Below are 23,952 nucleotides of genomic sequence, written 5' to 3'. Positions count from 1 at the left end.
GCGATCACGGTACCACCGGGAGGGAGAGACTGGAATCAGGATCGACGGAAGCGCCTCGCTCGGGAATCTCCGGATCCACCATAAGGTGCGCAAGGGTGGTGGATCAGCGCCATGGTGGCGCCCTCGCCCAGGTCAGAACGTGATCTTGATAGCGTCCGCCGACCTGTTCGCCGGGCCGTGAGGGAAACCATGCGGCGACGCCGGATGACGCGATGAAGGGCCGCCGCCCAGACGGCCATCCATGCCCCCAGAGCGCCCGTCGGGGCGGTCCGGCCGGCCACTCCGCAGGTGCACCCGCCGCCGTCATCGCCTTCTCCACCTGCGCTGTTCGATGTGCTGGAGCCGCCGCTGGATGCGGAGGATCCCGTGCCGCTACCGGCGCCAGCGGCCACGCACCTGCAACCGTTCGGCTGGTCGGGAGGAACGCATCCCGCGGGGCAACTCCCGCCATCGTCGCCGTCGCATTCCTCGGGAGCCTCGATCTTTCCATCACCGCATTGGCTCGTGAGCTCACACGACTGACCCGGGCAAGAGCAGGTCTCGGAGCAGCCCCGGAAGCTGCGCCACATGCACTCACCCATCGCTCGTTCACGATTGCCCCCGTCCTTGTTGCTCCCATCGAGCTCGGGCACTCTCCCCGAGCCGGAGATACAATCTCCGCTCCCGTCAGGACCGTGATCGGAGCCGTACTGGCCCCCGACGGGCGCGCAGGGATCCGGCTGTGTCAAGGCGCCGTGGTCGACCCAGCGATCCGCATAAGAGAGGAGGACGTCCTTGTTGACCGGCCATGCCGCCGCGAGCGCAGGCATGAGCCGCATGAGGAGCGCCGAGTATTTCGTCGGTTTGGCCGTGTTGTCTTGATACCATCCGCCAGGCTCGAAGCCGCCGTCGATGTACCCATAGGGGTCTCGAATCGTCCGGGTGGATTGGTCGGAGAAGTCGTCCCAGTACTCCTCCTCCGTACCGACGGGCTGGCCCCACAGGGCGGCGCCGTTCTTGCCGGCGTAATAGCTGGCCGTCTCGAAGAATCGGCCCGCATCGACGGCCGCGAGGTCCGCCAGCATCGCCGGGTCCGCCAGCATCGCGGCCGCGAAGGCATAAGCGAAGAGCTTGCCGCCGCCATTGCCGCCGCCGCCTCGGAACAGGCTCGCGCCCATCCTGTCGACACCCCAGATGTCGATACCGTGCTGCACGTAGCCGACGAGCACGGGGAATTTGGCGGCGAGATCCTCCTCGGGCGTGCAGGGCGGCGCGCCGCAAACATCGGCGAGATGAAGCCAAGCATAGACGTCGGTGTCGCGCGCCCAGATGTCGGTCGACCACGGCCTGCCGTCGGGGAGCGCGTCCTCCGGCGGCATGAGGTCGCACGTGACCGAGTGGCTCGTGTAATCGAGGCGGAGGTGGCGCGTCCAGGCCAGGGCCGTCTCCAGCGAGGGTGTGTCGGCGCACGCGGCCTGCAGACGGGACAGGAGCTGCGTCTGCAGCGTGGAGGTCGAGAGCACGGGCTTGTTCGTGCCCACGAAAGGAGGACGAAAGGTCGTGCTCGGGTCAGCGGGCGGCGCGTCGATCACCGTGACCACCGCCGCGAAACGCCCGCACGACTTCTCACCGGCGCCATCGCAATCGCCCGACGGGTTGTCGGACACGTACTTCACGACGGAGCTGCCGGGCGGCGCAGCGTAAGGCAGGCTGACGGGCGGTGCATGATCGTCGAGCCGGTCGTCCCACCGCTGCGGCCCGTCGGGGGGAGGGTTCACGTCCACACCGTGACGGCCGCCGGCCGCCTCGGGCGTGATGGTCGTGATGCTGGCGACGCCGTTCTCGCTGATGACGAAGTACTCGCCCGTCGCATACTGACCGCAGGCATAGGCCCTATCGAAGCGGAACGTGATGTCGTTGCTCGGCCCCGATGGAGCCTCGTAGCGCAGGCAAGGGCCGCTCGAATCGGACGTGACGGTGCTCGGGCTCCCTGAACAGCCGCAGTCCGCCCTGGCCTGCGCGTCAAGGAGAACAACCGCCGCCGAAGCGGCGAATGCGACGGTCAACAGGTTGAGCTTCATCCTGTACACGACCTAACACGGGGCACGCGCTCGAGGGGTGCCGGTCAGCCCTCTCGAGCTGTTCTGCGCGCGGCGCTGCCTCGGCGCCGCGCGGGTAGCGGTGGCGGAGGCGGCGCGCCCCGGGACGGTCACGGCGAGACGCAGGGCACGCTCGGCGCGGCGTCCGGCGAGAGGAGCGGCGGCAGCCAGCGCCGCAGCACCAGGGGCACCATGGCGTCGTGGGGCATCGGCTCCGTCGGGACGAGCGGCTCGAGCTCGCGGAGGACGCCCGGCGCCGCAGGGTGCGCCTCGACGCCGCGCTGGAAGGCGCGGCGGAAGTCGGCGATGGGGCGCTTGGCCCAGGTCATCGTCTGCCACGACACGACGACGTGCGTGGTCGGGCGCGAGCGCGCAAGGGGGAGCGCGATGTCGACGTCCATGCACGTGTCGATCACGAGCGCCGCGTGCACGGGGGTGGACGCGCTCAAAGCGGTCGCGATGCCGCCCGCCTTGTTGCAGCCGCCGCCCGAGTGGCCCGCGACGACGACGCGCGCGCGGTCGAGGGTCGCGACGCCGCGCAGCCGCGCGGCCGTGGCGTCGAGGAACGCGTCCAGATCGAAGGCAGGCCAGCTCGTCCGCGCGACGGCGACCGCCGCCGGGAGCACGGCGCTCGGCGCGGCGACCAGCATCGGCGGGATCCGGCCCGCCTCCATGAGCTGCGCCGCGATCCGGCGCACGTCGCCCTCCTGGCCGCCCCCCATCCAGCGGTGCTCGATCCGCGCCTCGTTGGTGCCGTGCAGGAACACGAGGATCGGCAGCGGCCGGGCGGGATCGGCGGCCGCCAGGCGGTGCACGAAGGCGCGACCCCGCCAGCGCCGCTCCGGCGGCACCGGAGGCGCGGCAGCCCCGGCCTGCGCTGCGCCCTGCTCGGCGGCGCCGCTCGCCGGCGCAGACGGGTGCTCGTAGTCGTACGTCGCGCCGTCGAGCTGCGCGGGTGCCGCCGCCGACGTCGACGCCGCCGGCGCTGCGGCCGTCGGCGCAGGCTTCGGCTGCGCCCCCACGGCGCCCGGGGAGGACACGGCCGCGAGCCCCGCCGCGAGCGCGAAGGCGCGCGTCGCGGGCGCAAGACCACGCGCCGCCGCCCGCGGAGCGCGCGCGCCCCCGCGGCGCCCGACGGCCGTCACTGCGGCTCCTCCGCCGGCGCCGCGCGGCCAGCGCCGGGCGCCGGGGCCTGCGACGGGGCGGGCGAGGCGCTCGCGTCCCGCGGGATCGTGCGCTTCCGCTCGAAGGCGCGGGTCGGGTCGACCACCTTGACGTCCCCGAGGCGGCTCAGCATCGGGCCGATCGCCTGGGCGTCGCCCACCACGACGATCGCAGCGTGCGCCGGTCGCACGTTGTCGTGCGCGACCTTGCCGGCGAAGACCGGCGTGATGTCCCGGAGCTCCTTGCGGTAGCTCTCGTGGTGGTCGTCCGGCAGATCGAGCGCCTGCATGACGGCGATCTCGTCCGCGAGCCCGGTGGCCGTCCCGAGGCCGAGGCCGAGGCCGGCCGTGAGCCGCCGCGCCGCGGCGTCGACCTCCTCCTGCGAGGGCGCCGCGGCCGCGAGCTGCTCCGCGTGCTCGAGCATCGCCTGCGCGGCGAGGCCCGTGCGCGCCGCAGGGACGCGGACGTGAGCCAGGAGCGGGACGGGTCCGTGCGCGACGTCGAGCGGCGCCGCGGACACCTCGCGCGCCGGCCCGCGCGGCGCGAGCAGCTCCTGCGAGAGGCGCCCGGAGGGGCCGCCGAGGACCTCGCCCGCGACCGCGAGCGCGGGCCACTCCGAGGCGCTGCGCTCGGGGCCGAGCACGCCGAGGAAGAGCTCGCTCTCCGCGCTCTTCGGGCGATCGACGATCGTGATCTTGAGCGACGCCGGAGGCACCGGATCGGTGAACGAGAGCGCCGGCGGCTCCGCGCCGCGGCGGTCGGTGAAGGCCTTCTCCACGGCCGCGCGCGCGGCCTCGGGCGTCGTGTCGCCCGCCACCACCACCACGGTGTTCTTCGGGACGTACCACGCCGCGTGGAACGCGCGGCAGTCGGCGGCGGTGATCCGCGGGAGCTCCGCCGCTGTCGCGCCGAACGAGGCGTAGGGGTGCAGCTCGGTCGGGAGCGCGTAGAGGTCGCGGAAGAGGACCATCAGCGCTCCCCAGCGGCCGTCCGAGCGCGCGCGCTCCCTCGCCGCCTCGGCGGCCTGGGCCTTCAGCTTGGCGAGCTCCGCGGCGTCGAGGCGCGGCCGCTGCACGACGTGCCCGAGCAGCAGGGCCGCCTCCGCGAGGCGATCGCTGGGCGCGCGCAGCCCGATCACGGTCGCGTCGAGGCCGGTGTCCACCCGCAGGGAGGCGCCGAGCGACTCGACGCGCGCGAGCAGCTCGCGGCCGGGGAGCCCGCCCGCGCCCCCGCGCAGGAGGAGCTCGCCCGTGAGCGCGGCGAGCCCGGTGCGCTCGCCGTCGGCCGCGGAGCCGCCGCGGATGACCACCCGGACCTCCACGAGCGGCAGCGCGCGGCTCACCGCCGTGGCGACGCGGAGGCCGCTCGGGAGCTCGGCCCAGGCGATCGCGGGCATGCGCGCGGGCTTCGCGGGGCCGGACGGCGGCGGCTGCTCCCCGCGAGCGACCTCGGCCGGCGGCGCCGCTGGCGCAGACGTCGCCGGCGCGGGCCTCGCCGGCGCGCCCGCCTGCGCGGGCGGCTGCGGCGCCCGCCCAGCAGCGCAGCCGCACGTCACGGCCGCCGCGAGCGCCGCGGTCCAGGAGAGCCAGGGGCGCGCTGTCCGTCGCCCGCGCAGGTCGCGTCGCTCGCTTCGCTCGTTCATCGCGTCACGCGTTCTCCGTCGCTCGCCTCTTCGCGTCACTTCTTCGTGGGCTTCGCCGGCTTCGTCGGCGCCGGATCCGGCGCGGGCCGGCTCGCCGCGCCGTGCGCCTTCGCCGGGCGCTCGCCCGGCGCGGCCTTGTCCGCGCCCTTGCCCGACGCGGCCTTGCCCGGCGCGGCCTTGTCCGCGCCCTTGCCCGGCGCGGCCTTGTCCGCTCTCTTGCTCGGCGCGGCCTTGTCCGCTCTCTTGCTCGGCGCGGCCTTGCCCGCGCCCTTGCCAGGCGCCGCCTTCTCTGCGCCCTTGCCCGGCGCCGCCACCTCAGCGTCCTGCTCCGGCGCCGCGGCGCGCGCCCTGCCTCCGGCCCGCGGCGCGCCGGCCGACGCGCGCGGCGGCGGGGCGGCTCCCGGCATCGCAGGGGGATAGGTCTCGACGATCGTCCGGCGCGTCGGGCCGAGGTGCTCGCGCGCGACGCGCTGCACGTCCTCCCGGGTCACCGCGAAGTAGCGCGCGAGCTCCCCGTTCAGGTGGGCGGCGTCCCCGAAGAGGAGCTCGTGCTCGCCGAGCGCCCGCGCCCGCGCGCTCGCGTCCGCGAGGCCCGCCACGAACGCCGACTGGAGCAGCCGGCGCGCCCTCGTCAGCTCGGCCTGCGAGGGTCCCGCCGTCGCGAGCGCCCGGATCTCGCCCTCGATCAGCTTCTCGACGTCGCCGACCCGGGCGTCCTCGGCGAGCCGCACGTCGATGGAGAAGAGATCGGGCCCGCGGTGGCCGTCGATCGCGACCCGCACCGACCGCGCGACCGCCTTGTTCCCGACGAGGAGAGCCGGGAGCCGCGAGCTCTCGCCGCGCCCGAGCAGGGAGGCCGCGAGCGCGAGCGCGTGGTGATCCGGGTGCTCGGGCGGCGGCACGGCCCACCCGTAGAAGATCGACGGCGCGCGGGCGGCGCTGTCCCTCACGACGCCGGTGCGCTGGCTCGTCTGCTCGGGGAACGGCACGTCCTTGAAGGGCGCGGCCGAGACGGCGGGGATGCCGTCGAAGTACTCGTGCACGAGCGCCATCGCCGCGCCCGCGTCGAAGCCGCCGGCGATCGCGAGCACCGCCCTGTTCGGGCCGTAGTGGGCCGCGTGGAAGTCGCGGGCCCACGAGAGCTCGGCGCCCGCGAGATCGTCCGCCTCGCCGAGCGCCGGGTGCTCGTGGGGCCAGTACCCCTGGAAGACCAGCTCGCGGAGCCGGATCGCGCCCTGGCCGTGGGCGGCGCCGAGGACCGCGCCGCGGCGCTCGAGCGCGTCCCTGCGCTGCGCCTCGAAGCCCTCTGCGCTCGGCGCGGGCGCCCTCATGCGATCGGCCTCGAGCCACAGCGCCAGCGCGAGCTCGTTCGCGGGCAGCGCCGCCGTGAAGGTGGTGCGATCGACGTCCGCCTCGGCGTGGAGCTCGCCGCCGCGCTCGGCCACGAGGCGCTGGGGCTCGCCCGCCGGCAGGCTGCGGCTGCTCCGGGCCATCGTGTCCATCACGAGGCGCGCCACGCCGCTCCTGCCGCTCGGCTCGTCGCGCGAGCCCGCGTCGTACGTCACGGCCACCGCGACCGTGGGCGAGCTCTCGTCGGGGCTCAGCACCACGCGCATCCCGTTCTTCAGCGTGATCCGCTCGACGGGCAGCGCGAGATCGAGCGGCGCTTCCGCCGGAGCCGCCGCGGCGCTCCTCGGCGCCCCCGCCGTGTGCGCCACCTTCCCGATCGGCGCGCCCCCGCCGCGCGCCGCCTTGCCGGCGGGCACGCGCGCCGCCTTGCTGGCCGGTACGCCCGCCGCCTTGCCGGACGGAGGCGCTGCCGCGGCGAGGTGGGGCGCGCCTGCGCAGAGCAGGCCGAGCGCCGCGAGCGCGGCCGTGAGGGCGCGGCGGGGCAGGGTTCGGCTCACGGTCGTGGACACCGCACGGCGATAGCACGTCGCCGCCCGGGCGCGCGCGTCGAGGAGCGACGCGGCGCAGCGACCGCGCTTCACCCTGCCGGCCGACTCGCGTAGGCTCACGCCCCGAGCCCGAGACGTCACGAGCGCGCGCCGCGCGCCGCCCCGCGCCGCCCCACGCCCAGAGAGAACCGCCGATGCCCGACGTTGAAAATTTGATCAAAGCCGTGATCGGAACGCTCGTCTTCGTCGCCGTCGGGCTGCTCGTCTTCCTGCTGGCGTTCGTGCTGATCACGAAGCTCACCCCCTTCTCCATCCGCAAGGAGATCGAGGAGGACCAGAACACGGCGCTCGCGATCGTGATCGGCTCGGTGATCCTGGGCCTCGCCTGGATCATCTCCGCGGCCATCCACGGCTGACGCGCGGGTCTCGGCGTTGGCCTCGGCCGGGCCCGACCTCCTCGGCGCGCTGCCGGCCGGGCCCCGCGGCGCGGCCCGCGGCGGCTTCATGTGGAGCCGCCCCGTCGACCTCGCGGTGTTCGGCGGCTCCGCGGCGGTCGCCCTCGCCCTCGCCGCGCTCTCGACGGGGGGCGCGCTCCCGGCCTGGGGCTTCCTGCTCTTCGTGGTCGGCGTCGACGTGGCGCACGTGCACACGACGCTCTTCCGCACGTACCTCGACCCGGAGGAGCTCCGCCGCCACCCCGCGCTCTACGCCGGCGTGCCGCTCGCCTGTTACGCCGCCGGCGTCGCGCTCCACCTCGCCTCCGAGCTCACCTTCTGGCGCGCGCTGGCCTACGTGGCCGTGATCCACTTCGTCCGCCAGCAGGTCGGGTGGGTCGCGATCTACCGCGCGCTCGCGGGCGAGCGCTCGCGCCTCGATCGCGTGCTCGACGACGCGCTCGTCTACGCGGCGACGGGGTGGCCGCTCCTTTACTGGCACGCGCACGCTCACCAACCGCGCGCGTTCCAGTGGTTCGTGGACGGCGATTTCGTGAGCGCGCCCTGGCTCGCGGCCGCGGTGGGCCCGCTCGGCGCGGTGTACGCCGCGCTCGCCGCCGCGTACGTCGCCCGCGCGATCCAGCGGGCCTGCGTCGACCGCGCGCCGCTCAACCTCGGCAAGCACGTCGTCGTCGGGACGACCGCGGCGACGTGGTACGTCGGCATCGTCGCGACCGACAGCGATTTCCAGTTCACGGTCACCAACGTGATCGTCCACGGGGTCCCGTACATGGCGCTCGTCTTCGCGTACGCCCGGGAGCGGGCCCGCGAGGCGCCGCGCTCGCTGCTCGGGCGGGTCCTCGCCGCCGGGCTCCTCGCCTTCCTCGGCGTCGCGCTGGCGCTCGCGTTCGTCGAGGAGATGCTCTGGGACCGGCTCGTCTGGCACGACCGGCCGGAGCTCTTCGGCGGCGCGCGGACAGGGGACGAGCCGCTCCTCGGGCCGCGCGCGCGGGCGCTGCTCGTGCCGCTGCTCGCGCTGCCGCAGGCGACCCATTACATGCTCGACGCCGTGGTCTGGCGCCGTCGCCACACCCGCCCTGCCCAGGCGCGCGCGCTCGGGTTCCGGCCCGGAACGCCGGAGGGCGAGCAGGGCGAGAGCGGAGAGGCTTGACCCGCGGCGCAACTCCCGTAACCCTCGGCGCTTCGCATGGCTTCGCTCGCGGTGCCCGTGCTCCCGCCACGCCCCTCGCCCGCTGCTCGGCGCGGATCGGCGCCGCCCCCGCGTGGCCCGGAACCATGTCCGGAGAAGATCCGACGATGTTGAGGGCATGCAATGCGTGCGCGGTGCTCGCCTGCTATCGCTCCTGCATGCTTGCGCCGTCTGGAAGAGGTAACAGCGATGAGTGAACCCCGGCCAACCGACGGGCTCAACGGGCCGCGCGTGACGCCGATTCCCCCGAACCCGCGCGCCCCTGTCCTCCTGGTCGACGACGACGCCGAGCTCCGCGAGATGCTCCGCGAGATGCTCGAGTCGTCGGGCTACGATGTCTACTGCGCCAGCAACGGCAGGGAGGCGCTCGATCTCCTGCACCAGGCGGACCCGCCGCCCGGGCTCATCCTGCTCGATCTCATGATGCCGATCATGACCGGCGAGGAGATGCTCGCCGCGCTGAAGCAGGTGCACGCCCTCGCGGCGATCCCGGTGACCATCGTCTCCGGCCACGACGGCCCGCCCGAGGGCACGGCCTACCTGAAGAAGCCCGTCGACTTCAGCGCGCTTCTCGGCGTGGTCCAGAAGACCTGCGGCTAGCCGCTCAGGTCGAGCGCGGCGCTCCCAGAGCGTTGACCAGAGCGTCGACCAGAGCGTCGACCAGCGCGCCGACCTCGACCGGCGACGGCGACCGCGGGCTCATCGCCGCGAACGCGAGCAGCGCCACGACGGTCAGCAGGAGCGCGAGCGCGAACGCCGCGGCGAGGAACAGGATGCCGAGCGACGCGCGCTCGCTCCCGGCCTCGCCCGCGCCCTGGTCCGGGTCCTCGTCGCGCCGCTCCGGCTCATCCACGCTCCGCCCTCCGCTCGCCGGCTGTGCTTACCGCCTCGCGCCGGACGGCGCAACGGACGCAGCGAGGACCTCCGTGTCCGCCGCGCTCGACGGGCGCGGCGGCGTCCTCGGCGGACGCGCCCGTCCGGACATTGTCTGTCCGGAAGGGCCATCGCCGTCCGCCTCCAACGGCTGTAGGTTCGCCTCCTCGGAGGGCGTGAGAATGGCAGAAGGCCGCACCAGCGACGCTGCGGAGAAGAGCGGACAGGCGAGCTCCGATCGCCTGTGGATCCTTGTCAACACAAGTCTTCGTGAGTCTGCGCCAGAGCGCGTAAGTTGCCGCCCTCCCCGGGAAACCATGGTGATACGTGACGGCGATACCCTCCTCGTCAGCGTCGATGTCGGCCGGGGCCGCGGCAAGGCGCTCACGGTGCCATTCAACATGGTAGAGCTCGGTCGCCTGGAGGCGACGCTGGTGGTGCGGCTCGCGGCCACCTCCGCCCCGTGCGCCGCCTGCATCGATGAGAGCCTTGCCAGGGCGGCTCAGGAGCCCGGGGGGCTCGACACGGATCGCGTCTTCTGCGCGGTGCGCACCGCGATCGCGGGCTGCGCGCAGCGCGCGCACGGCGAGGCCGCCCGCGGCGCGGCCGACGCCGGCGGGCCTCCGCCGGAGAGCTCGGGGCCGCGGCCGCTCGGCGCGCTCCGGCTGGCGCCGGTCAACGCGCCTCACGTGCCCGCGGGGGGCGCGCCGGGAAAGGAGAGCGAGCTCGAGCTCCTGCTGATCATCTGAGTCGGGACTTCGCGCTTCCCGCGAGGCGCGAGTGCCGGCTCTCGATCCGGCGTCGCGGCGCGCAAATCCGGCTCAGCGCCCCGGCTCACCGAGCCTTCCATACCGCCGCATCGCCTCGCGGAGCCGGTCGAGCGGGATGGCGTGGGCGACGTGGTCGTCCTGCCCGAACGTCGTCGTCGCCATGGTCATCGCGTTGAGGATGGCCTCTTCCACCGCCTCTTCGGCGCCCTGGAACATCGGGTTCAGGCGCGCGTCGTCCACCTCGCGGAGACTCCGTATCAGCCCGCCGGGCTCGACCGACACCCGGTTGCCGGTCGCGAAGGCCAGGAACAGGTCGCCGCTGCCGTCGCGCGATATCGTCCCTGTGCGCCCCACCGCGAGCGCGATGCGCCGCGCCACCCGCTCGAGCTGCCGCGCGGACAGGGGCGCGTCGGTCGCGACCACGGCGAGCAGGGAGCCTTCGCCGAGACTATCCAGCACGGGCAGGAGATCGCGGATCTCCAGCCCTACCGGCACCCCGTCGACCCGGAGCTCCCCGCGCGCCCCGAAGTTCGCCTGCACGATGGCGCCCACCGTGAACCCGCCCGCGGCCTCCGGCAGGACGCGCGACGCCGTCCCGATACCGCACTTGAATTCGTAGCAGATCATCCCCGTCCCGCCGCCGACCGCGCCTTCCTCGACAGGGCCACCCGCCGCGCGCTCCGCCGCCTCGAGGACGTCCTCGGCCGACACGTGCAGCCCGCGGATGTCGTTCAGCGCGCTGTCGTCGCACTCTCCGACGACCGGTGTCACCGTGGGCTCGTCCACGCCGATGCCCGGATAGCGCCGGAGCATGTACTGGATTGCCCCGTCGAGCGCGCGCCCCACGGCGAGTGTGTTGGTGAAGACGATCGGCGTCTCCAGCACCCCGAACTCCCTCACATAGTGGAGGCCGGTCATCTCCCCGTTCCCGTTCAGGACGAAGCTCGCGGCGGGGACCTTGTTGTGCCAGAAATCATCGGACGTCGGCAGGATGACGGTCACGCCCGTGCGCACCGGCCCCTTGCCCGGATCGAGCCGGCCGGCGCCTCGGCGATGGGTCACGTGCCCGACCCGCACGCCGGGGACATCGGTGATCGCGTTCAGCTTCCCGGTCGGCAGGCGGCCGATCACGATGCCGAGATCCCGCGCGCGCCGGCGCGCCTCGCCGGCGGGAGGCGCGGACAATGCACCAGCGCTCGGTGCGGGAGGGGCGGGTCGAGCCGCAGGGCCGGCGCACGCGAGGAGCGAGGGCAGCAGGAGCGCCGCGGCGAGCGCAGCGCCGGCGGGGAGGCGGGGGCAACGCACCGGCAAAAGGATAGCCGACGGCGGTGTGCTCGAGCTCCGCTCAAGAAGCCTCAGAAGATTCCTTACGCGATCTGCCCCTTCTGAAGAGCGACGCCATCTCGACCCATCCTGCACGCATCGCAGGATGCCGCCTTCACGCAACAGCCAGCGTGCGGGAGGATCTGGCGGGGAATTGCCGCGCATCCCGCTCGCCGATGCGCTCCATCTCCCGGAGCCAGGCCGCTCGTTGCTCGGGGGTCCGCGTCTTCTGATCGAAGAAGGTGGTCTCGCGGACGGGCCCAAAGCCGACGAAGCGCAATGTCGCGTTGATGAACGAGGTATGAACGGAGCGCCAGTGCCAGAATCGGTACCACCAGCCCGGGCTATCCATCGTGGTCACGACGCGCGCGCTGCGGCCGGCGAGCAGCCCCTCGGGCAGCGCGCTTCGCTTTCGATAAGCGAACGACCATCCTGGCAAGAAGGTGCGATCGATGAAACCCTTGACCAGCGCGGGTGGCCCTGCCCACCAGGTGGGGAAGAACCAGGCCACGTGGCTCGCGCGCTCGATGGTGGCCTGCGCCTGGCGGAGATCGGGCTCGAGCTCCTGCTGGCCGCTGAAGCCAGCGCGCAGGTGCGGATCGAACGCGAGCGAGCGCAGGGCCAGGAGCTCGACGCGGGCTCCGCCTCTCTCGAGGCCGCTGGCGTAGGCCCGAGCGAGCGCGTCGCTCAGGCTGTCGGGGGCGGGGTGACCTTGGATGACGAGGTGCATGCGTCGATCTTGGCCATGCAGCAGCGTCTGGGTAGACGGTTCTGCGCAGGTGTGCCATGCGTGGGTGCATGGCACGCTCTCCCGCGCCCCCGCCCGCGAGCAGGCCGCTCGCCGACCTGGATTGGGCCGATCTGCGCCTCTTCCTGGAGGTGGCGCGCGCTGGCAGCTTCTCGGCCGCCGGCCGCAAGCTCGGCATCGAGCAATCGACGGTGAGCCGGCGCATGGCGACCTTCGAACGAACGCTCCGGGTGGCGGTCTTCGATCGGCTGCCGGGAGGCTCGATGCTCACCCCGCTCGGCGAGCAGCTCCGCCGTCACGTCGAGTCGATGGAGGCCGGCGCCGACCAGTTCGTGCGCGAGGCCAGCGGCCACGAGAGAGAGGCCGAGGGGATGGTCCGACTGGCGCTCACGGAGTCGATCGCCGTCCACGGCGTCATCCCGCGCGTGCTCCCGGCGCTCGCCGAGAAGCACCCGCGCGTCTCGCTCCACCTGCTGACGAGCTACGAGGTGGCCGACCTGGGCCATCGTGAGGCCGAGATCGCCGTGCGCTTCTTCCGGCCGAAGAGCGGTGATCTGGTGGCCGCGCGGATCGTCACCCTGCCCACGATGCCTATCGCCCACCGGAGGCTCTCGAAGAAGGGCCGCGACGAGCTCGACTGGGTCGGCGTCGATCTGGGCCGCACCCCCACCGTCGAGGACGACTACCAGAAGCGGCATGTAAAAAAGGCACCGAAGCTCATCGTGAGCAGCTACATCGCCCAGATCGAGGCCGTGCGCGCGGGGCTCGGCGCCGCGGTCTTGCCGTGCAGCGCGCTCGATCTGGACGACGACCTGGTGGAGCTCGATCTGGGCCTGCCCGCAGGCCCGGTGCTCGAGCTCTGGCTCGTCACGCCGCGCGGCCTGCGCCAGGTGCCGCGCATCGCCGCCGTGTGGGGCGCCCTCGAAGAGCATCTCCAGTTCTTGAGCTCGCCGCGACGCGCGCGGGCGCGCGGGCGCTCGGCTGATCCTCAGCAGCGAGTGCGGCTTCGGCCGGCAGGGCATGAGCCGAATGCGAGCAGAGACCCGCCCGCCAGGTAGCCTGTCTGCAGGCGAGCTTCGGCGTCGGGAACCCGTGGAAGAAAGGGACAGAGTCATGCTGGACAGGATATGGGATCGCCATCGCGCCGCCGGGCTCGACGCGGCGGCGGCCGCCGTCGCGGCGCCGTCGCCGGAAGGCCTTTGCTACCTCGCGATGCTGGCGTTCTCCGACGAGCGCTACGCGGACGCCGCGACCTTCGCCGCCCGCGCCGCGGCGGCCTCGCCGGGAGACCCCCTGTTCCAGGCGGCCGCGGCGCACCTCGCGCGGGTCGCCCGGGAGGGGAAGCGCAATGTCTACGTGTCCGCGGAGGGGTTCGCCGCCTTCATCCGCGGCGGCGGCAATGTGCCGCTCTACCGGGAGACAAGCGCGGCGCTCGCCGGCCAGTACCCGGAGGCGCCCTTCGATCTGCTCGACATCGGCGCCGGCGATGGACTGGCGCTCCTGCCCGCGCTGACGCCGGCGGTGCGGCGGGTCACCGTGGCGGAGCCGGCGGCGCCGCTGCTCGAGCGTTGCGCCGCGGCGCTCTCCGCGCGAGGCGTCGACTTCGAGGCCTTCGGCGGGCGACTCCAGGATCTCGCCGCCGACCCCGGCATGGCGCCGCGGCGCTGGGCGGTGGCGCAGGCGACCTTCTGCCTGCACGCGATCGCCCCGGCCGAGAGGCCAGCGCTTCTCCGCTGGGCGCGCGCGCATTGCGATCTCCTGCTCGTCGCCGAGTTCGACGCGCCACGCATGGACGAGCCGCTCTCGCCGGACACCGCGCGGCACGCGCTCGCGCGCTACCGTGAAGGGCTCGCCGAGTACGCCGGCGCCGATCTCGACACGGTCGCGCAGGGCTTCCTGATGCCGGTACTCTTCGGTTATGTGGACCGCGGCGCCACCCGGACCACGTTCGAGCACCCCATCGACGACTGGGCGGCGCTGCTGCACGAGGCCGGCTTCGCGCGCGTCGAACGCCGGCTGCTCCATCGCACCTGGTGGGCGCCGGCCTGGATGCTGGCGGCGCGCTGAGGCGCCTCGCGGGGTTTCCGGTGCGCGAGCCAGCTCCGGCGCGGACGGGGCCTCTTGTGCCAGAACGGGCCAGCTGTTCGCCGGATGTCAGGGTTCGGGGGCACCCCGCGCGCAGCGGCTAGGTCGCTCCGCGCGTTCCGCCTCGGAAATAGACGAGCCCGCGATCGGAGCCGGCGCGGCACGGCCGATGCTGGACGGGGCGGCATGCAGCGAACCCTCCGAACCTGCGCTCCCTTCTTCGTCCTGTCTCTGACCGCGATCCTCGGTTGCGAGACGTCCACCGATCCCAACACGTACCCCGACCCCGAGGGCGAGGATTGCAGCGACGCCGACAAGCCCTTCTGCGTGGTCGCCTCGGACAAGCAGCGCATCTCGAGCCCGGACGTCCCTCCGGAGGACAAGACCGCGCTCGTCTCGGGCAACTCCGCGTTCGCGCTTGACCTCTACCAGCAGCTCCGCCAGGAGCCGGGCAACGTCTTCTACTCGCCCTACAGCATCTCGACGGCGCTCGCGATGACGTGGGCCGGCGCGAAGGGCGAGACCGAGACGGCCATGGCCGACACGCTGCGCTTCGACCTCGGGCAGGACAAGCTCCATCCGGCGTTCAACTGGATCGACCAGGAGCTCGAGAGCCGCGGTCAGGGCGCCCAGGGCGCCGACGGAGAGGGCTTTCGCCTCAACGTCATGAACGCGCTCTGGGGGCAGATCGGCTACTCGTTCGAGGCGCCCTTCCTGGACACGCTCGGCCTGCACTACGGCGCTGGAATGCACGTCGTGAACTTCTGGGACTTCCCGCAGGAATCGGTCGATCTCATCAACGGCTGGGTCAGCGACCAGACCGAGGGCAAGATCGAAAAGCTGGTGCCCGTCGAGGCGATCACCGACGAGACGGTGCTGGTCCTCACGAACGCCATCTACTTCAACGCGGCGTGGCGCACCCCGTTCGAGCCCACCGAGACGGAGGACGGACCGTTCGAGACGGCCGATGGGACCGAGGTAACGGTGCCCCTGATGCACGGCAACCTGGAGATGCCCTACGCCGAGGGCGACGGCTACCAGGCGATCGCGATGCCCTACGACGGGGACGAGCTGTCGATGGTGATCGTCCTGCCGGCGAAGGGCACGCTCGACGCGTTCGAGGCGTCGCTCGACGCGGCGAAGGTCGACGGCATCGCCTCCGCGATGAGCGAGCACCTGGTCGACACCACGATGCCCAAGTTCAAATTCGAATACGAGCTGAGCCTCAAGAAGACGCTGGAGGCGATGGGGATGGAGATCGCGTTCAAGTCCGGGGTCGCGGACTTCACCGGCATCAACTCCAGCGGACGGCCCTTCATCCAGGACGTCATCCACAAGGCGTTCGTCGGCGTGAACGAGGCCGGCACCGAGGCGGCGGCCGCGACCGCGGTCATCGTCGGCGACGAGTCGGCGCCCCAGCCGGCGTCGCTCGCGCTCGTGAATCCCTTCCTGTTCCTCATCCGCGACAACGCGACGGGCAGCATCCTGTTCGTCGGCCGCGTCGCCGACCCCAGCGCGAGCTGACCCGCTGCGCCCGGTTCTGCGACGGACGCGGACGCATCCCCATGCGTGCGCCGATGGTCGTGGCAGAGTGCCTGTACTGACAATGTCAGGCCTCGCCACGCTGAGCGCAGCGTGCCACAGCAGAGGGCGCTCGCGCCTGTCGAGGGTCCGCCTTCACGCCAAACGCGGCGATGGTGAACACCGACATGATGGCACCGAAGACATCGAGCCTCATGAAGACGGCGATCCCGACGTGCAATCCGACCGTGGCTGCCACCCAGAGCCGCCGGGTCCGACGTGGCCAGATGAAGAACGGGTACCCGATCTCCACGAGCAGCACGAGCCACCCCGCGGCCACTGCGATCCAGGCGTGGTGCGCGAGCCACGAAAAATCGAACCGCCGGTACTCGGGCAGCATGAGCGAATGCCACATCGCGTCGCCGTCCCACCACGCTGGGCCCAATGCCTTCTCCACACCACTCGAGAGGTAGACGAGACAAAGGTGCAGCTGCACCACCCGCAGCGCGAGGCGCGCTGTCGCGCTCGGCTCAGGCGGCGCTCGCCCAAAGGCACGATCGAGCGACAGCACAGCGCCAGAAGGCATGAAGACGAGGTAAAACAGGAAGATGTTCGCGAACTGATCTGCTCCGTAGTTCGTCCTCTCCGCGGTCATCATCAACGTGAAATGCACGAGCCATGTGCACGCCGCGGAGAACCTCGTCCTCCAGCCGAGCAGGAGGCCAACCAGCGACAGCGCGTAGAGCACACCCACGCCAGCGATCACCGAGCTCTCACCGACCCCGAAGCGCGAAAATGCGTTCACGAGGTGGCCGATCCGGGGGAAACCGATCGCGCCGGCCCCGTCGAGGAGCTGTCCCTGCACGATGCCCGAACGCGAGTACAGCTCGGAAGCGATGGGCGCGATCAGCGCTGCCTGCATCAAGAGAACCGACGCGAGCCCTATCCGGAGCGCTGCCAGGGGCCGGGCCGACGCGGGTGCGAACGCGAATCGCCCCATCGAGCCCCACAGGCGCGCAGCTGCCTCTCTAGCCTTCGGCAGGAGCAGGGTATGGGTCCGCTGCCTCATGGCGTCGCCTCTTTGTTGATCTCGCCGGTAGCGAGCTGCGTCTTCAGGGTGAACTTGGCCTGATATTCGAGATACCACCGTGGCTGTTTGCCCGCGCGATACTCCGCCATCGAGGGCAGATCGTAGCTTTCGATTCGGACAACAACGCTGTCCGCCTCTGGGTGTTTGGCGAACACCTTCGCTACCCAGGACGCAATCAGGGAGCGCCTCGCGGCCGGGTCCTGCTCATCCCAATACATGCCGACGATATTCTTGACGCGGAGGTCCGCTTCGCGGCTCGCTCCTGTCTCCAGCACCTCGGTCGTCAGCGTTCCCGCGCGATCCCTGACCTGGAAGGTGGCCCAGGGCAGGGGCCCGACGCTCGGAGCAAAGAAGGAATACGCGCTGCTGGCCCCGGAGAGCGCGCCATAATAGCCCACCACATGTTCCAACCATCCTCCGTTTGGCAAGCGCACATGCAGCACACCCAGCACGATCACCAGCCCGAGGTGGATCGCAGCAGCGGGAAGCACGAAGAGCACGCGCTTTCCTATGTTTCCTGTTCCGTCCATGGAGCTCACTCCTGTGGAGCCGTATTGCGCGCGGCGTGCCACCCGCTTTCGCCACCCACGTTTCCAACGCGTCGCCATCCGGCCGCAGCGCAGGCCGCGGCCGGACGGCGACGCTTGACGTGCGATGTCTCAGCGCGATCGCCCGTAATGTTCGACTCCGCGCTCGGCGAAGCGGACCCGGCATTCCGTGATGGCCGCGCCCAACTCCGTGCCCATCACGGCAGGGCCCAACCCTGTCCTAGCGCCGATAGGGCCGATAGCCACCGACAGCCGGCCGGTAGCCACCGACAGCCGGCCGGTAGCCGCCGACAGCTGGCCGGTAGCCACCGACAGCCGGCCGGTAGCCACCGACAGCCGGCCGGTAGCCGCCGACAGCCGGCCGGTAGCCGCCGACAGCCGGCCGGTAGCCGCCGACAGCCGGCCGGTAGCCGCCGACAGCCGGCCGGTAGCCGCCGACAGCCGGCCGGTAGCCGCCGACAGCCGGCCGGTAGTTGTAACGCACGCTGTCGGGCGACGGTGGCGTTGATGTCTCCTCGACGAGGTTCAGGTTGTCGATCGGCACCGTATTCGCCGCAGAAGCAAGCGCAGAGATCCCGCACACTCCTGCGCAGACGGCGATGAGGCCAAGAATTTTCACATGGTTCATTTGTCGGCTCCTTCCCTCTTCGGTTGCGCCCGTGGGCGCGACGTTGCGCCCATGACGATGCAGGAAACGGGCCGATTTCGACCGGTGCGGCAGGTGGCAGGCTGCTGATCGCAGCGCACAAATCATCCCTGAAATGTGGGCTGGCCAGGTGAAGGTGCGCGATGCGTGAGCAGCGCGCTGCGGCGCTGGAGCATCCGCGGCATGACAGCCATTCATGGCCGTCAAGAACCTACCGCAGCAGGGAGCATCTAGAGCGACAAACGGGTTGAAACCCCGAGAAATCATGAATTTCACAGGGAGGCGGAGAGGCGGGGAGCGAGAGACGGCGGGAGGGAGAGATTCATTCTTTCTCCCTCCCCGCCTCCCCGTGAAAATTCTCCGGGTTTCAACGCGATCGGTGTTCTAGGATCTTGGGAGACCATGTTCAGGAACATGCGGAGGTCCTGGCGAGACGGCTTGAATTTGGCGTATGACGCGGCAGCCGCGGCAGATGAAGCAGTTCAAGCATTCGTCCTCCCCGCGAAGGACGTCGCCCGCGCCCGCGACGCGGGCAAGGTCGTCGCCATCCCCCACCTCGAAGCCGGGGACGAACGTGCCGCCCCTTCCACCGCCTCCACGACGCCATCTGCGCCGGAGCCGATCGCCTCTCCCATATCCCACAACGGCGTCGTGTTCCCTTGCGATCACGGCCTGTACGTCATGAAGCTCGACGCGGCAGGCACCACCTCTGGAACAAGACGTTCGGCAGCCCCGAGGACGATTGGAGCCTGGTCTGCACCGGCGACCCTGAAGGCAACGTCATCGCAGGCGGAACCTTCACGGTCCGCATGAACCATTCCCCCGCCGAAGTACCCACCTGTCCGGTATCATGGAGTGTCTGCACCCCATGCGAAGCGCCGGCAAATCAGGGGGCGGTTCGCAGGAAAGGATGTGCGACTGTGCCGACATGGGCCATTGCTGCGGCGGGAATCCCGCGTGCGCCGTGGCACATGATGCGATCACATCACCGAAATCACGCGCAAGTCTCGTGAATGCGCCTGGCCCGCCGCTTGCTGATTGTGCCAGCGCGCGACGAGATCGCTGCGCTTTGCACAGGCGCTGCGTCCTGCGTCTTGCTGTCAAGGAGAGGTAACCGTGTCCATCCCGTTCAGCGCCTGCGCCAGCTGGATCGTCCTCGCTGCGACCACTGCATCGGTCGGACTACCTCTCCGACCCGCTGAACCCGCGGCACAGCTCGGTGGAGCTCCCGGACGGCGCCGGCCACGCGGGCCTTCAGCTCGACGGCACCACGGTGCTCGTCTCGCGCTGGACGCCGCTGCCCGACGATCCCTCCAGGGCGCGCTTCTATCTCGATCGCATCGACGTCGCGGACCCGTCCGCGCCGGTGGTGCGGGCGCCGGTCAACGTGCCCGGCTCGCTGCTCGCGTTCGATGGCGCGTCGAGCAGGCTGCTCACGACGGATTACGAGACCGTCGAGACGCCGGTGGCGGGGAGGGAGGCGTGTGTTCACGGCTTCGCGTCGAACGCGGCGTTCACGCCGGCGACCGCCGGCGATGACGCCGGTCCGGGCGTGTGCAGGGGCACGCGGAGGACGCTCAAGCTCCTCGATCTCGGCGACACGAGCGCGCGACTCCTGGATGAGAGTCCAGTGGACGACGCCGTGGCGGTCATGAAGGCGCTCGCCGGCGAGGGCCGCGCCTTCCTGTCGGTGGAGGACGCCGCCCACGGCGGAAGGTCCTCGATCCTCGTGGCCGGCGGGCTGCAGGAGGGCAGCCTGAAGACCGCGACGCAAGAGGTCGCGGGTTTCAGCCATGGCTCTGGCTCGCTGCTCCTCGCGGACGGAGCGCGCCTCCTCGTCGTCGACAACTACCTGTCCACGCTCTCCGTCCTCGACGCGACCGATCTCACCGCGCTTTCGTTCGAGAAGAAGAGCGAGCTCCCGGGGCATGTGTACCACGCGACGCTCTCCGGCGACCGCGCGCTCTGCTCCTGGGGCTACGGCCGCGAGGCCGTGGACGTCGGCCCTTGATCCACGTCGCGCGGCCCGCGGCCGAACCGCGCCCGCGCCCGCCACACGAGAATCCGCGTCCTCCGACCAAACCGCGTCGACCAGCGCTGATCTGCTTGAATGCCCGTCCCAGTGGCATGTCTGGTGCCAAGCCGAAGTGCATCGCGAGGAGGCGAACGATCATGCGCAGGGAATTGGAGTGTCTCAGGCCCATGAATGGACTTGCACAGATGCGAACGTTGGCGATGGGTTGCATCGCCGCGAGCGTCCTCGGCCTCGCCGCGTGCGGCGACGAGGGGCAAACGAGCAGCAATGCTGGAGGCGCGGGCGGGCAAGGCGGTGTCGGAGGCGCGGGCGGGCAAGGCGGCGCCGGAGGCGCGGGCGGGCAAGGCGGCGCTGGAGGCGCGGGCGGAGGGGGATCGAGCGCGTGCGAGCCCGGCGTTTCGGGGACGGCCACGCCCGTGACGATCCGCTTCCGAAACACAGGGGCGACCGAGCTCCTGGTCGGCGACACCCAGTGCATCTCGACGTGGATCGTGACCTCGTCGAGCGGCGCCGAGGCCCCGAAGAACCTGGCGAGGCCGCTGTGCGACGACAGGATCCCGATCTGCCCCGCAGATTGCCTCGACGCTGGCTATAAGCCGCTCCCGCCTCAAGGCGAGCTGACGTTCACCTGGAACGGCGTCATCTTCGAGAGCGTCGACGCCATGGAGGCGGGGTGCCCCGCGGCTCAGGCGGGCGAGCTGTGCCCCGCGATGTGCGCGCGGCCCGTGGACGCCGCGCCGGGCAGCTATACGCTCAAGGCATACGCGTACGACGGATCGACGCCGATCGAAGAGACCGTCACGTTCACCTACCCCGAGTTGGCCGAGGTCGAGGCGGTGTTCCCATAGATCGAACGGCTCGCCGGCGCTCGTCGCGGACCTCGGCGCGGCGCGCTCGCCCTCGTCCCCGCCTTTGCGCTCCTGGCTTGCGGCGCGCGCACCAGCCTACTGGAGCTCGATACTCTGAGCGAGGGTGGCGCGTCGTCAGCGTCGTCCTCTGCCGCATGCCCCTCCCGCGCGGGGGCAGAGCTCTATCCTCGTACAAACCAGGGCTCGAACCCGAAGCCCCTTCACGAGGACCCGATGAAGAGCTGCACCCTCCTCCTCTCCCTGCTCGCCGCGGCGAGCTTCGCCTCCGCGTGCGGCGGCGACGACACCGGCAACGGCGGCGGCGGCGATGGGAACGGCGCGCTCCTGTTCGGCCCCTACAAGGACACCAGCGTCAACATGAACTGGGACACCAGCGTGATCTCCACGAAGGTGTCGGGGACCCAGACCGTGTTCGCCGACGACCTCAGCGCCGCCGGCGGCAACGTCGTCAGCCTGGCCTTCGCCACCGGCGAGTGCGGCAACGAGCGCTGGGGCGACGTGCCCGGCGCGGCGATGGCCGCCGCCAACGTCCCGGTGCTCGAGGCCGCCGGCGTCGGCTACATCCTGTCGACCGGCGGCGCGGCGGGCTCGTTCACCTGCGGCTCCGACGCCGGCTTCGCGGCCTTCCTCGATCGCTGGGCCGGACCGCACCTCATCGGCGTCGACCTCGACATCGAGGCCAGCCAGTCGCCCCAGGTGATCGCGGCGCTGGTGCAGCGCCTCGAGACCGCGCACGCCGCGTACCCGAACCTGCGCTTCAGCCTGACCCTGGCGACCCTCGCCAACAACGAGGGCGCGTCGACGGCGCGCTCCCTCGGCAGCAACATCGGCTCGAGCCTCAACGTCCTCGGCGACGCCGCCATGGCCGCGGTCGCTGACGTCTTCGGCTTCGACGGCAGCGCGGCGACCTGGCCCAGCTACGTCACCGTCAACCTGATGACCATGAACTACGGTTCGCCCGGTCCCGGCGTGTGCGTCGTGTCCGGCGGCCAGTGCGACATGGGGCAGTCGGCGATCCAGGCCGCGTACAACCTGCACGATCACTTCGGCGTGCCCTACGCCAACATCGAGCTCACCCCGATGATCGGCGGCAATGACGTCCGCGGCGAGCTCTACACGCTCACCGACGTCGACGAGACCGCCGCCTTCGCCCGGTCCCAGGGCCTCGCCGGCGTCCACTACTGGTCCTACGACCGCGACGTCGACTGCCCGATCGGCGCCGCCTCGCCGGTGTGCAACTCCCTCGGCAACGCCGGCACCCGCGGCTTCCTCGCCCGGTTCCTCGCCGCGGGGCTCTGACCACAGCGCGACCGCGCGCGGCGGAGCGGCCGGAGTACGGGGTGAAGCGGCCCTGCGCCCCGGACGCCACCCGGCCGCGGGGCCAGAGCGCCCTCCCGGTCCCGAAGAACGGGTGATGGCGGCGACGAGGTGCGGCCACACAGCCTCGACCACCACCCCGGAGGTACCGGATGCGATGTAGGACATGGCAGGCGCTCTTCGCTCTCCCTGCGCTCGCGGCGTGCGCGGCGGTTCCAGACGAGCTGCCCGGCGCGCTCTCGGTGGAGGAACCGCCCGCGGCCTCCGACGCCGGCGAGGCAGCCGCCTGCAGCGCCCTCGCGGCCGCGGGGCCCTCGCTGAGCCTCGCGCTGCCGGGCACGGACCTGCTCGATCCTCAGTGGGTCCTCGGGGCCAAGGACGCGCCGGTCTATCTCTACACCTCGGCGGCGACCCCGACGGGGGATCGGGGACTCCAGCGCGTCACCCTGGATCCCTGGTCGGCGCAGCCGCCCGCCTTCAGCGAGCCGGCGCTGGTGCTGGACGCAAAACACCAGACCATCCCGGGCGATGCCTTCGCGGCGGCACAGCTCTATCCGCTCGACGAGGATGACAACTTCGAGTCCGTGGTCGTTTACCGAGAGCGCTATACGACCCCCTTCCCGGATCCCCTGCCGCCAGGCGGCTTTTTCAGGACCGCGCGCGCCTGGAGCGAGGGCAGCGAGCCCTTCTCTTCATGGTCGCAGCACATCGGCACGCACTACGGCGAACGCATGGTGTCGTTTCGTTCCTCAGGGGCGGAACAGCTCGCGATCACCGAGGTCCACGAGCCCGGCCCGCGGTACTGGATGGTGGTCGGCACCGTGTCGGAAGGGGTGAGCCACTCGATGGGCGGGATGCACGTCGGGTGCGCAACAACGCCCATCGCCTTCGATGCGGCATGGTGGAAGCGAGTGGATGAAGACGATACGGGATGGGTGCTGCACTACTGGCTCTTCGGCGCCGCGCTGGGCGCGCCCACCGATTGGAAGCCCAAGGGGCCCCTCTGCGACGTCAGGTTTCCGGGCGTCGGACCGGCGACGACCATTTACCTGGGGCGGTACTCCGCAGACGGCATCAGCATCGGCTCCAACGGCGGCGCGATGGCCTCGAAGGAGGCGATCCACGAGGCCGCGCCGGTCGCGCGCCTCCGCATGGCTCCCCGCCCCGACGGCGCGTGGCTCGCCTGGACCCTCGCGCCGCTCGAGGACGCGCCGGGCGCGCTGCGCGTCGCGCGCATGACCCCTTCGGGGGAGGTCGCGCTGCCCCCCATCACCGTCCCCTCGTGCTCCACGCCCGTCACGGAATCGCTGGCCGCCGAGCAGGTGGACGGAGACCTGGTGGTCGCGGTCGTCGAGACGAACACGCGCGGCAAGGACCGGATCGTGCTCCGCCGCCTCGACGCGGAGGGCACGTTGACCTGGATGACCACCCTTTTCCCGGGAGGGAAGGTGGAAGGCAGCCTGTCGATGCTCGCGCAGCGCGGTCGCGGGCTCTTGATCGCGTGGGCGGAGCGGCCGTCGAGCTCGTCCGCCTCGCAGCTGCGCGCCGTGCGCCTCGGTTGCGCCGAGGGGTTCGCCGCCGCCACGCCCGTCTGCGAGACCGAGGACGTGATCCCTCAGTGACGCGGCACGCGTGCGCCGGCCTCCGAAACTTGGCCCGCCCTCCCCCGGCGTGCGAACCCCGAGCCCGGAGACCTCTGCA

General features: G+C 71.7%; 21 protein-coding genes. 11 read left to right on the top strand and 10 right to left on the bottom strand.

Annotated elements, in window-relative coordinates; genetic code table 11:
- Positions 1 to 35: 35 nt before the first annotated feature.
- The 4 genes from WME82_RS45905 to WME82_RS45890 form a co-directional block, all read right to left on the bottom strand.
- The gene (locus tag WME82_RS45905) at positions 36 to 2,060 is read right to left on the bottom strand and encodes a hypothetical protein (protein WP_438040495.1); all 2,025 of its coding nucleotides are present in this window, start codon (positions 2,058 to 2,060) and stop codon (positions 36 to 38) included.
- 128 nt (positions 2,061 to 2,188) lie between these two features.
- On the bottom strand, positions 2,189 to 3,223 hold the full coding sequence (locus tag WME82_RS45900) for a hypothetical protein (protein ID WP_438040494.1): 1,035 nt from the start codon (positions 3,221 to 3,223) through the stop codon (positions 2,189 to 2,191).
- Entirely contained in the window at positions 3,220 to 4,884 is a 1,665-nt protein-coding gene (locus WME82_RS45895) for a M16 family metallopeptidase (RefSeq protein ID WP_438040493.1), read from the bottom strand. The genes WME82_RS45900 and WME82_RS45895 overlap by 4 nt, the downstream gene beginning before the upstream one ends.
- 35 nt (positions 4,885 to 4,919) lie before the next feature.
- Entirely contained in the window at positions 4,920 to 6,791 is a 1,872-nt protein-coding gene (locus tag WME82_RS45890; protein WP_438040492.1) for an insulinase family protein, read from the bottom strand.
- Positions 6,792 to 7,006: 215 nt separating this feature from the next.
- On the opposite strand from WME82_RS45890, the gene WME82_RS45885 reads away from it, so the two are divergent.
- From WME82_RS45885 to WME82_RS45875, 3 genes are all read left to right on the top strand, one after another.
- A complete protein-coding gene (locus tag WME82_RS45885; RefSeq protein ID WP_438040491.1) occupies positions 7,007 to 7,198 on the top strand; it encodes a DUF350 domain-containing protein in 192 nt (63 codons plus the stop codon).
- 16 nt (positions 7,199 to 7,214) lie between these two features.
- Entirely contained in the window at positions 7,215 to 8,387 is a 1,173-nt protein-coding gene (locus WME82_RS45880; RefSeq protein ID WP_438040490.1) for a hypothetical protein, read from the top strand.
- A 228-nt stretch (positions 8,388 to 8,615) separates the two neighbouring features.
- Positions 8,616 to 9,026, top strand: a complete 411-nt coding sequence (locus WME82_RS45875) for a response regulator (RefSeq protein WP_437742733.1) — start codon at positions 8,616 to 8,618, stop codon at positions 9,024 to 9,026.
- Positions 9,027 to 9,030: 4 nt separating this feature from the next.
- Here the strand turns inward: WME82_RS45875 and WME82_RS45870 are convergent, their stop codons facing one another.
- Positions 9,031 to 9,279 carry a hypothetical protein gene (locus tag WME82_RS45870; protein ID WP_438040489.1) on the bottom strand — a complete coding sequence of 83 codons (249 nt, stop codon included), beginning with the start codon at positions 9,277 to 9,279 and terminating at the stop codon, positions 9,031 to 9,033.
- Positions 9,280 to 9,616: 337 nt separating this feature from the next.
- Here WME82_RS45870 and WME82_RS45865 point away from each other — a divergent pair, with 337 nt between their 5' ends.
- The gene (locus WME82_RS45865; protein ID WP_438040488.1) at positions 9,617 to 10,048 is read left to right on the top strand and encodes a hypothetical protein; all 432 of its coding nucleotides are present in this window, start codon (positions 9,617 to 9,619) and stop codon (positions 10,046 to 10,048) included.
- A 72-nt stretch (positions 10,049 to 10,120) separates the two neighbouring features.
- Here WME82_RS45865 and WME82_RS45860 read toward each other — a convergent pair whose 3' ends face one another.
- Positions 10,121 to 11,374 (bottom strand): P1 family peptidase, encoded by a 1,254-nt coding sequence (locus WME82_RS45860; protein ID WP_438040487.1) that lies wholly within the window; start codon positions 11,372 to 11,374, stop codon positions 10,121 to 10,123.
- A 133-nt stretch (positions 11,375 to 11,507) separates the two neighbouring features.
- Complete coding sequence (locus WME82_RS45855) at positions 11,508 to 12,122, bottom strand: NAD(P)H-dependent oxidoreductase (protein WP_437854700.1); 615 nt, start codon at positions 12,120 to 12,122, stop codon at positions 11,508 to 11,510.
- A gap of 68 nt (positions 12,123 to 12,190) precedes the next feature.
- Between WME82_RS45855 and WME82_RS45850 the strand changes: the two genes are divergently transcribed.
- The 3 genes from WME82_RS45850 (at position 12,191) to WME82_RS45840 (ending at position 15,749) form a co-directional block, all read left to right on the top strand.
- Entirely contained in the window at positions 12,191 to 13,198 is a 1,008-nt protein-coding gene (locus WME82_RS45850; RefSeq protein ID WP_438040486.1) for a LysR family transcriptional regulator, read from the top strand.
- Positions 13,199 to 13,253: 55 nt separating this feature from the next.
- The gene (locus WME82_RS45845; RefSeq protein WP_438040485.1) at positions 13,254 to 14,207 is read left to right on the top strand and encodes a class I SAM-dependent methyltransferase; all 954 of its coding nucleotides are present in this window, start codon (positions 13,254 to 13,256) and stop codon (positions 14,205 to 14,207) included.
- A gap of 204 nt (positions 14,208 to 14,411) precedes the next feature.
- On the top strand, positions 14,412 to 15,749 hold the full coding sequence (locus tag WME82_RS45840) for a serpin family protein (protein ID WP_438040484.1): 1,338 nt from the start codon (positions 14,412 to 14,414) through the stop codon (positions 15,747 to 15,749).
- Positions 15,750 to 15,834: 85 nt separating this feature from the next.
- Here WME82_RS45840 and WME82_RS45835 read toward each other — a convergent pair whose 3' ends face one another.
- The 3 genes from WME82_RS45835 to WME82_RS45825 form a co-directional block, all read right to left on the bottom strand.
- Positions 15,835 to 16,815 (bottom strand): HTTM domain-containing protein, encoded by a 981-nt coding sequence (locus WME82_RS45835; RefSeq protein WP_437742722.1) that lies wholly within the window; start codon positions 16,813 to 16,815, stop codon positions 15,835 to 15,837.
- Positions 16,812 to 17,336, bottom strand: a complete 525-nt coding sequence (locus tag WME82_RS45830) for a hypothetical protein (protein ID WP_438040483.1) — start codon at positions 17,334 to 17,336, stop codon at positions 16,812 to 16,814. The genes WME82_RS45835 and WME82_RS45830 overlap by 4 nt, the downstream gene beginning before the upstream one ends.
- Before the next feature lie 268 nt (positions 17,337 to 17,604).
- The gene (locus WME82_RS45825) at positions 17,605 to 18,012 is read right to left on the bottom strand and encodes a hypothetical protein (RefSeq protein WP_438040482.1); all 408 of its coding nucleotides are present in this window, start codon (positions 18,010 to 18,012) and stop codon (positions 17,605 to 17,607) included.
- A gap of 1,237 nt (positions 18,013 to 19,249) precedes the next feature.
- Here WME82_RS45825 and WME82_RS45820 point away from each other — a divergent pair.
- The 4 genes from WME82_RS45820 (at position 19,250) to WME82_RS45805 (ending at position 23,873) form a co-directional block, all read left to right on the top strand.
- Positions 19,250 to 20,041 (top strand): hypothetical protein, encoded by a 792-nt coding sequence (locus WME82_RS45820; RefSeq protein ID WP_438040481.1) that lies wholly within the window; start codon positions 19,250 to 19,252, stop codon positions 20,039 to 20,041.
- 209 nt (positions 20,042 to 20,250) lie between these two features.
- A complete protein-coding gene (locus tag WME82_RS45815; protein ID WP_438040480.1) occupies positions 20,251 to 20,913 on the top strand; it encodes a hypothetical protein in 663 nt (220 codons plus the stop codon).
- Between the two features lie 234 nt (positions 20,914 to 21,147).
- Positions 21,148 to 22,233, top strand: a complete 1,086-nt coding sequence (locus tag WME82_RS45810) for a glycosyl hydrolase (RefSeq protein ID WP_438040479.1) — start codon at positions 21,148 to 21,150, stop codon at positions 22,231 to 22,233.
- Positions 22,234 to 22,403: 170 nt separating this feature from the next.
- Positions 22,404 to 23,873: a hypothetical protein gene (locus tag WME82_RS45805; RefSeq protein ID WP_438040478.1), complete on the top strand. Its 1,470-nt coding sequence runs from the start codon at positions 22,404 to 22,406 to the stop codon at positions 23,871 to 23,873.
- Positions 23,874 to 23,952: the final 79 nt, after the last annotated feature.

This window comes from Sorangium sp. So ce128, assembly GCF_051525245.1.
In the GTDB taxonomy this organism is placed as follows: domain Bacteria; phylum Myxococcota_A; class Polyangia; order Polyangiales; family Polyangiaceae; genus Sorangium; species Sorangium cellulosum_B.
This window is presented reverse-complemented; position numbering and strand designations above follow the sequence as displayed.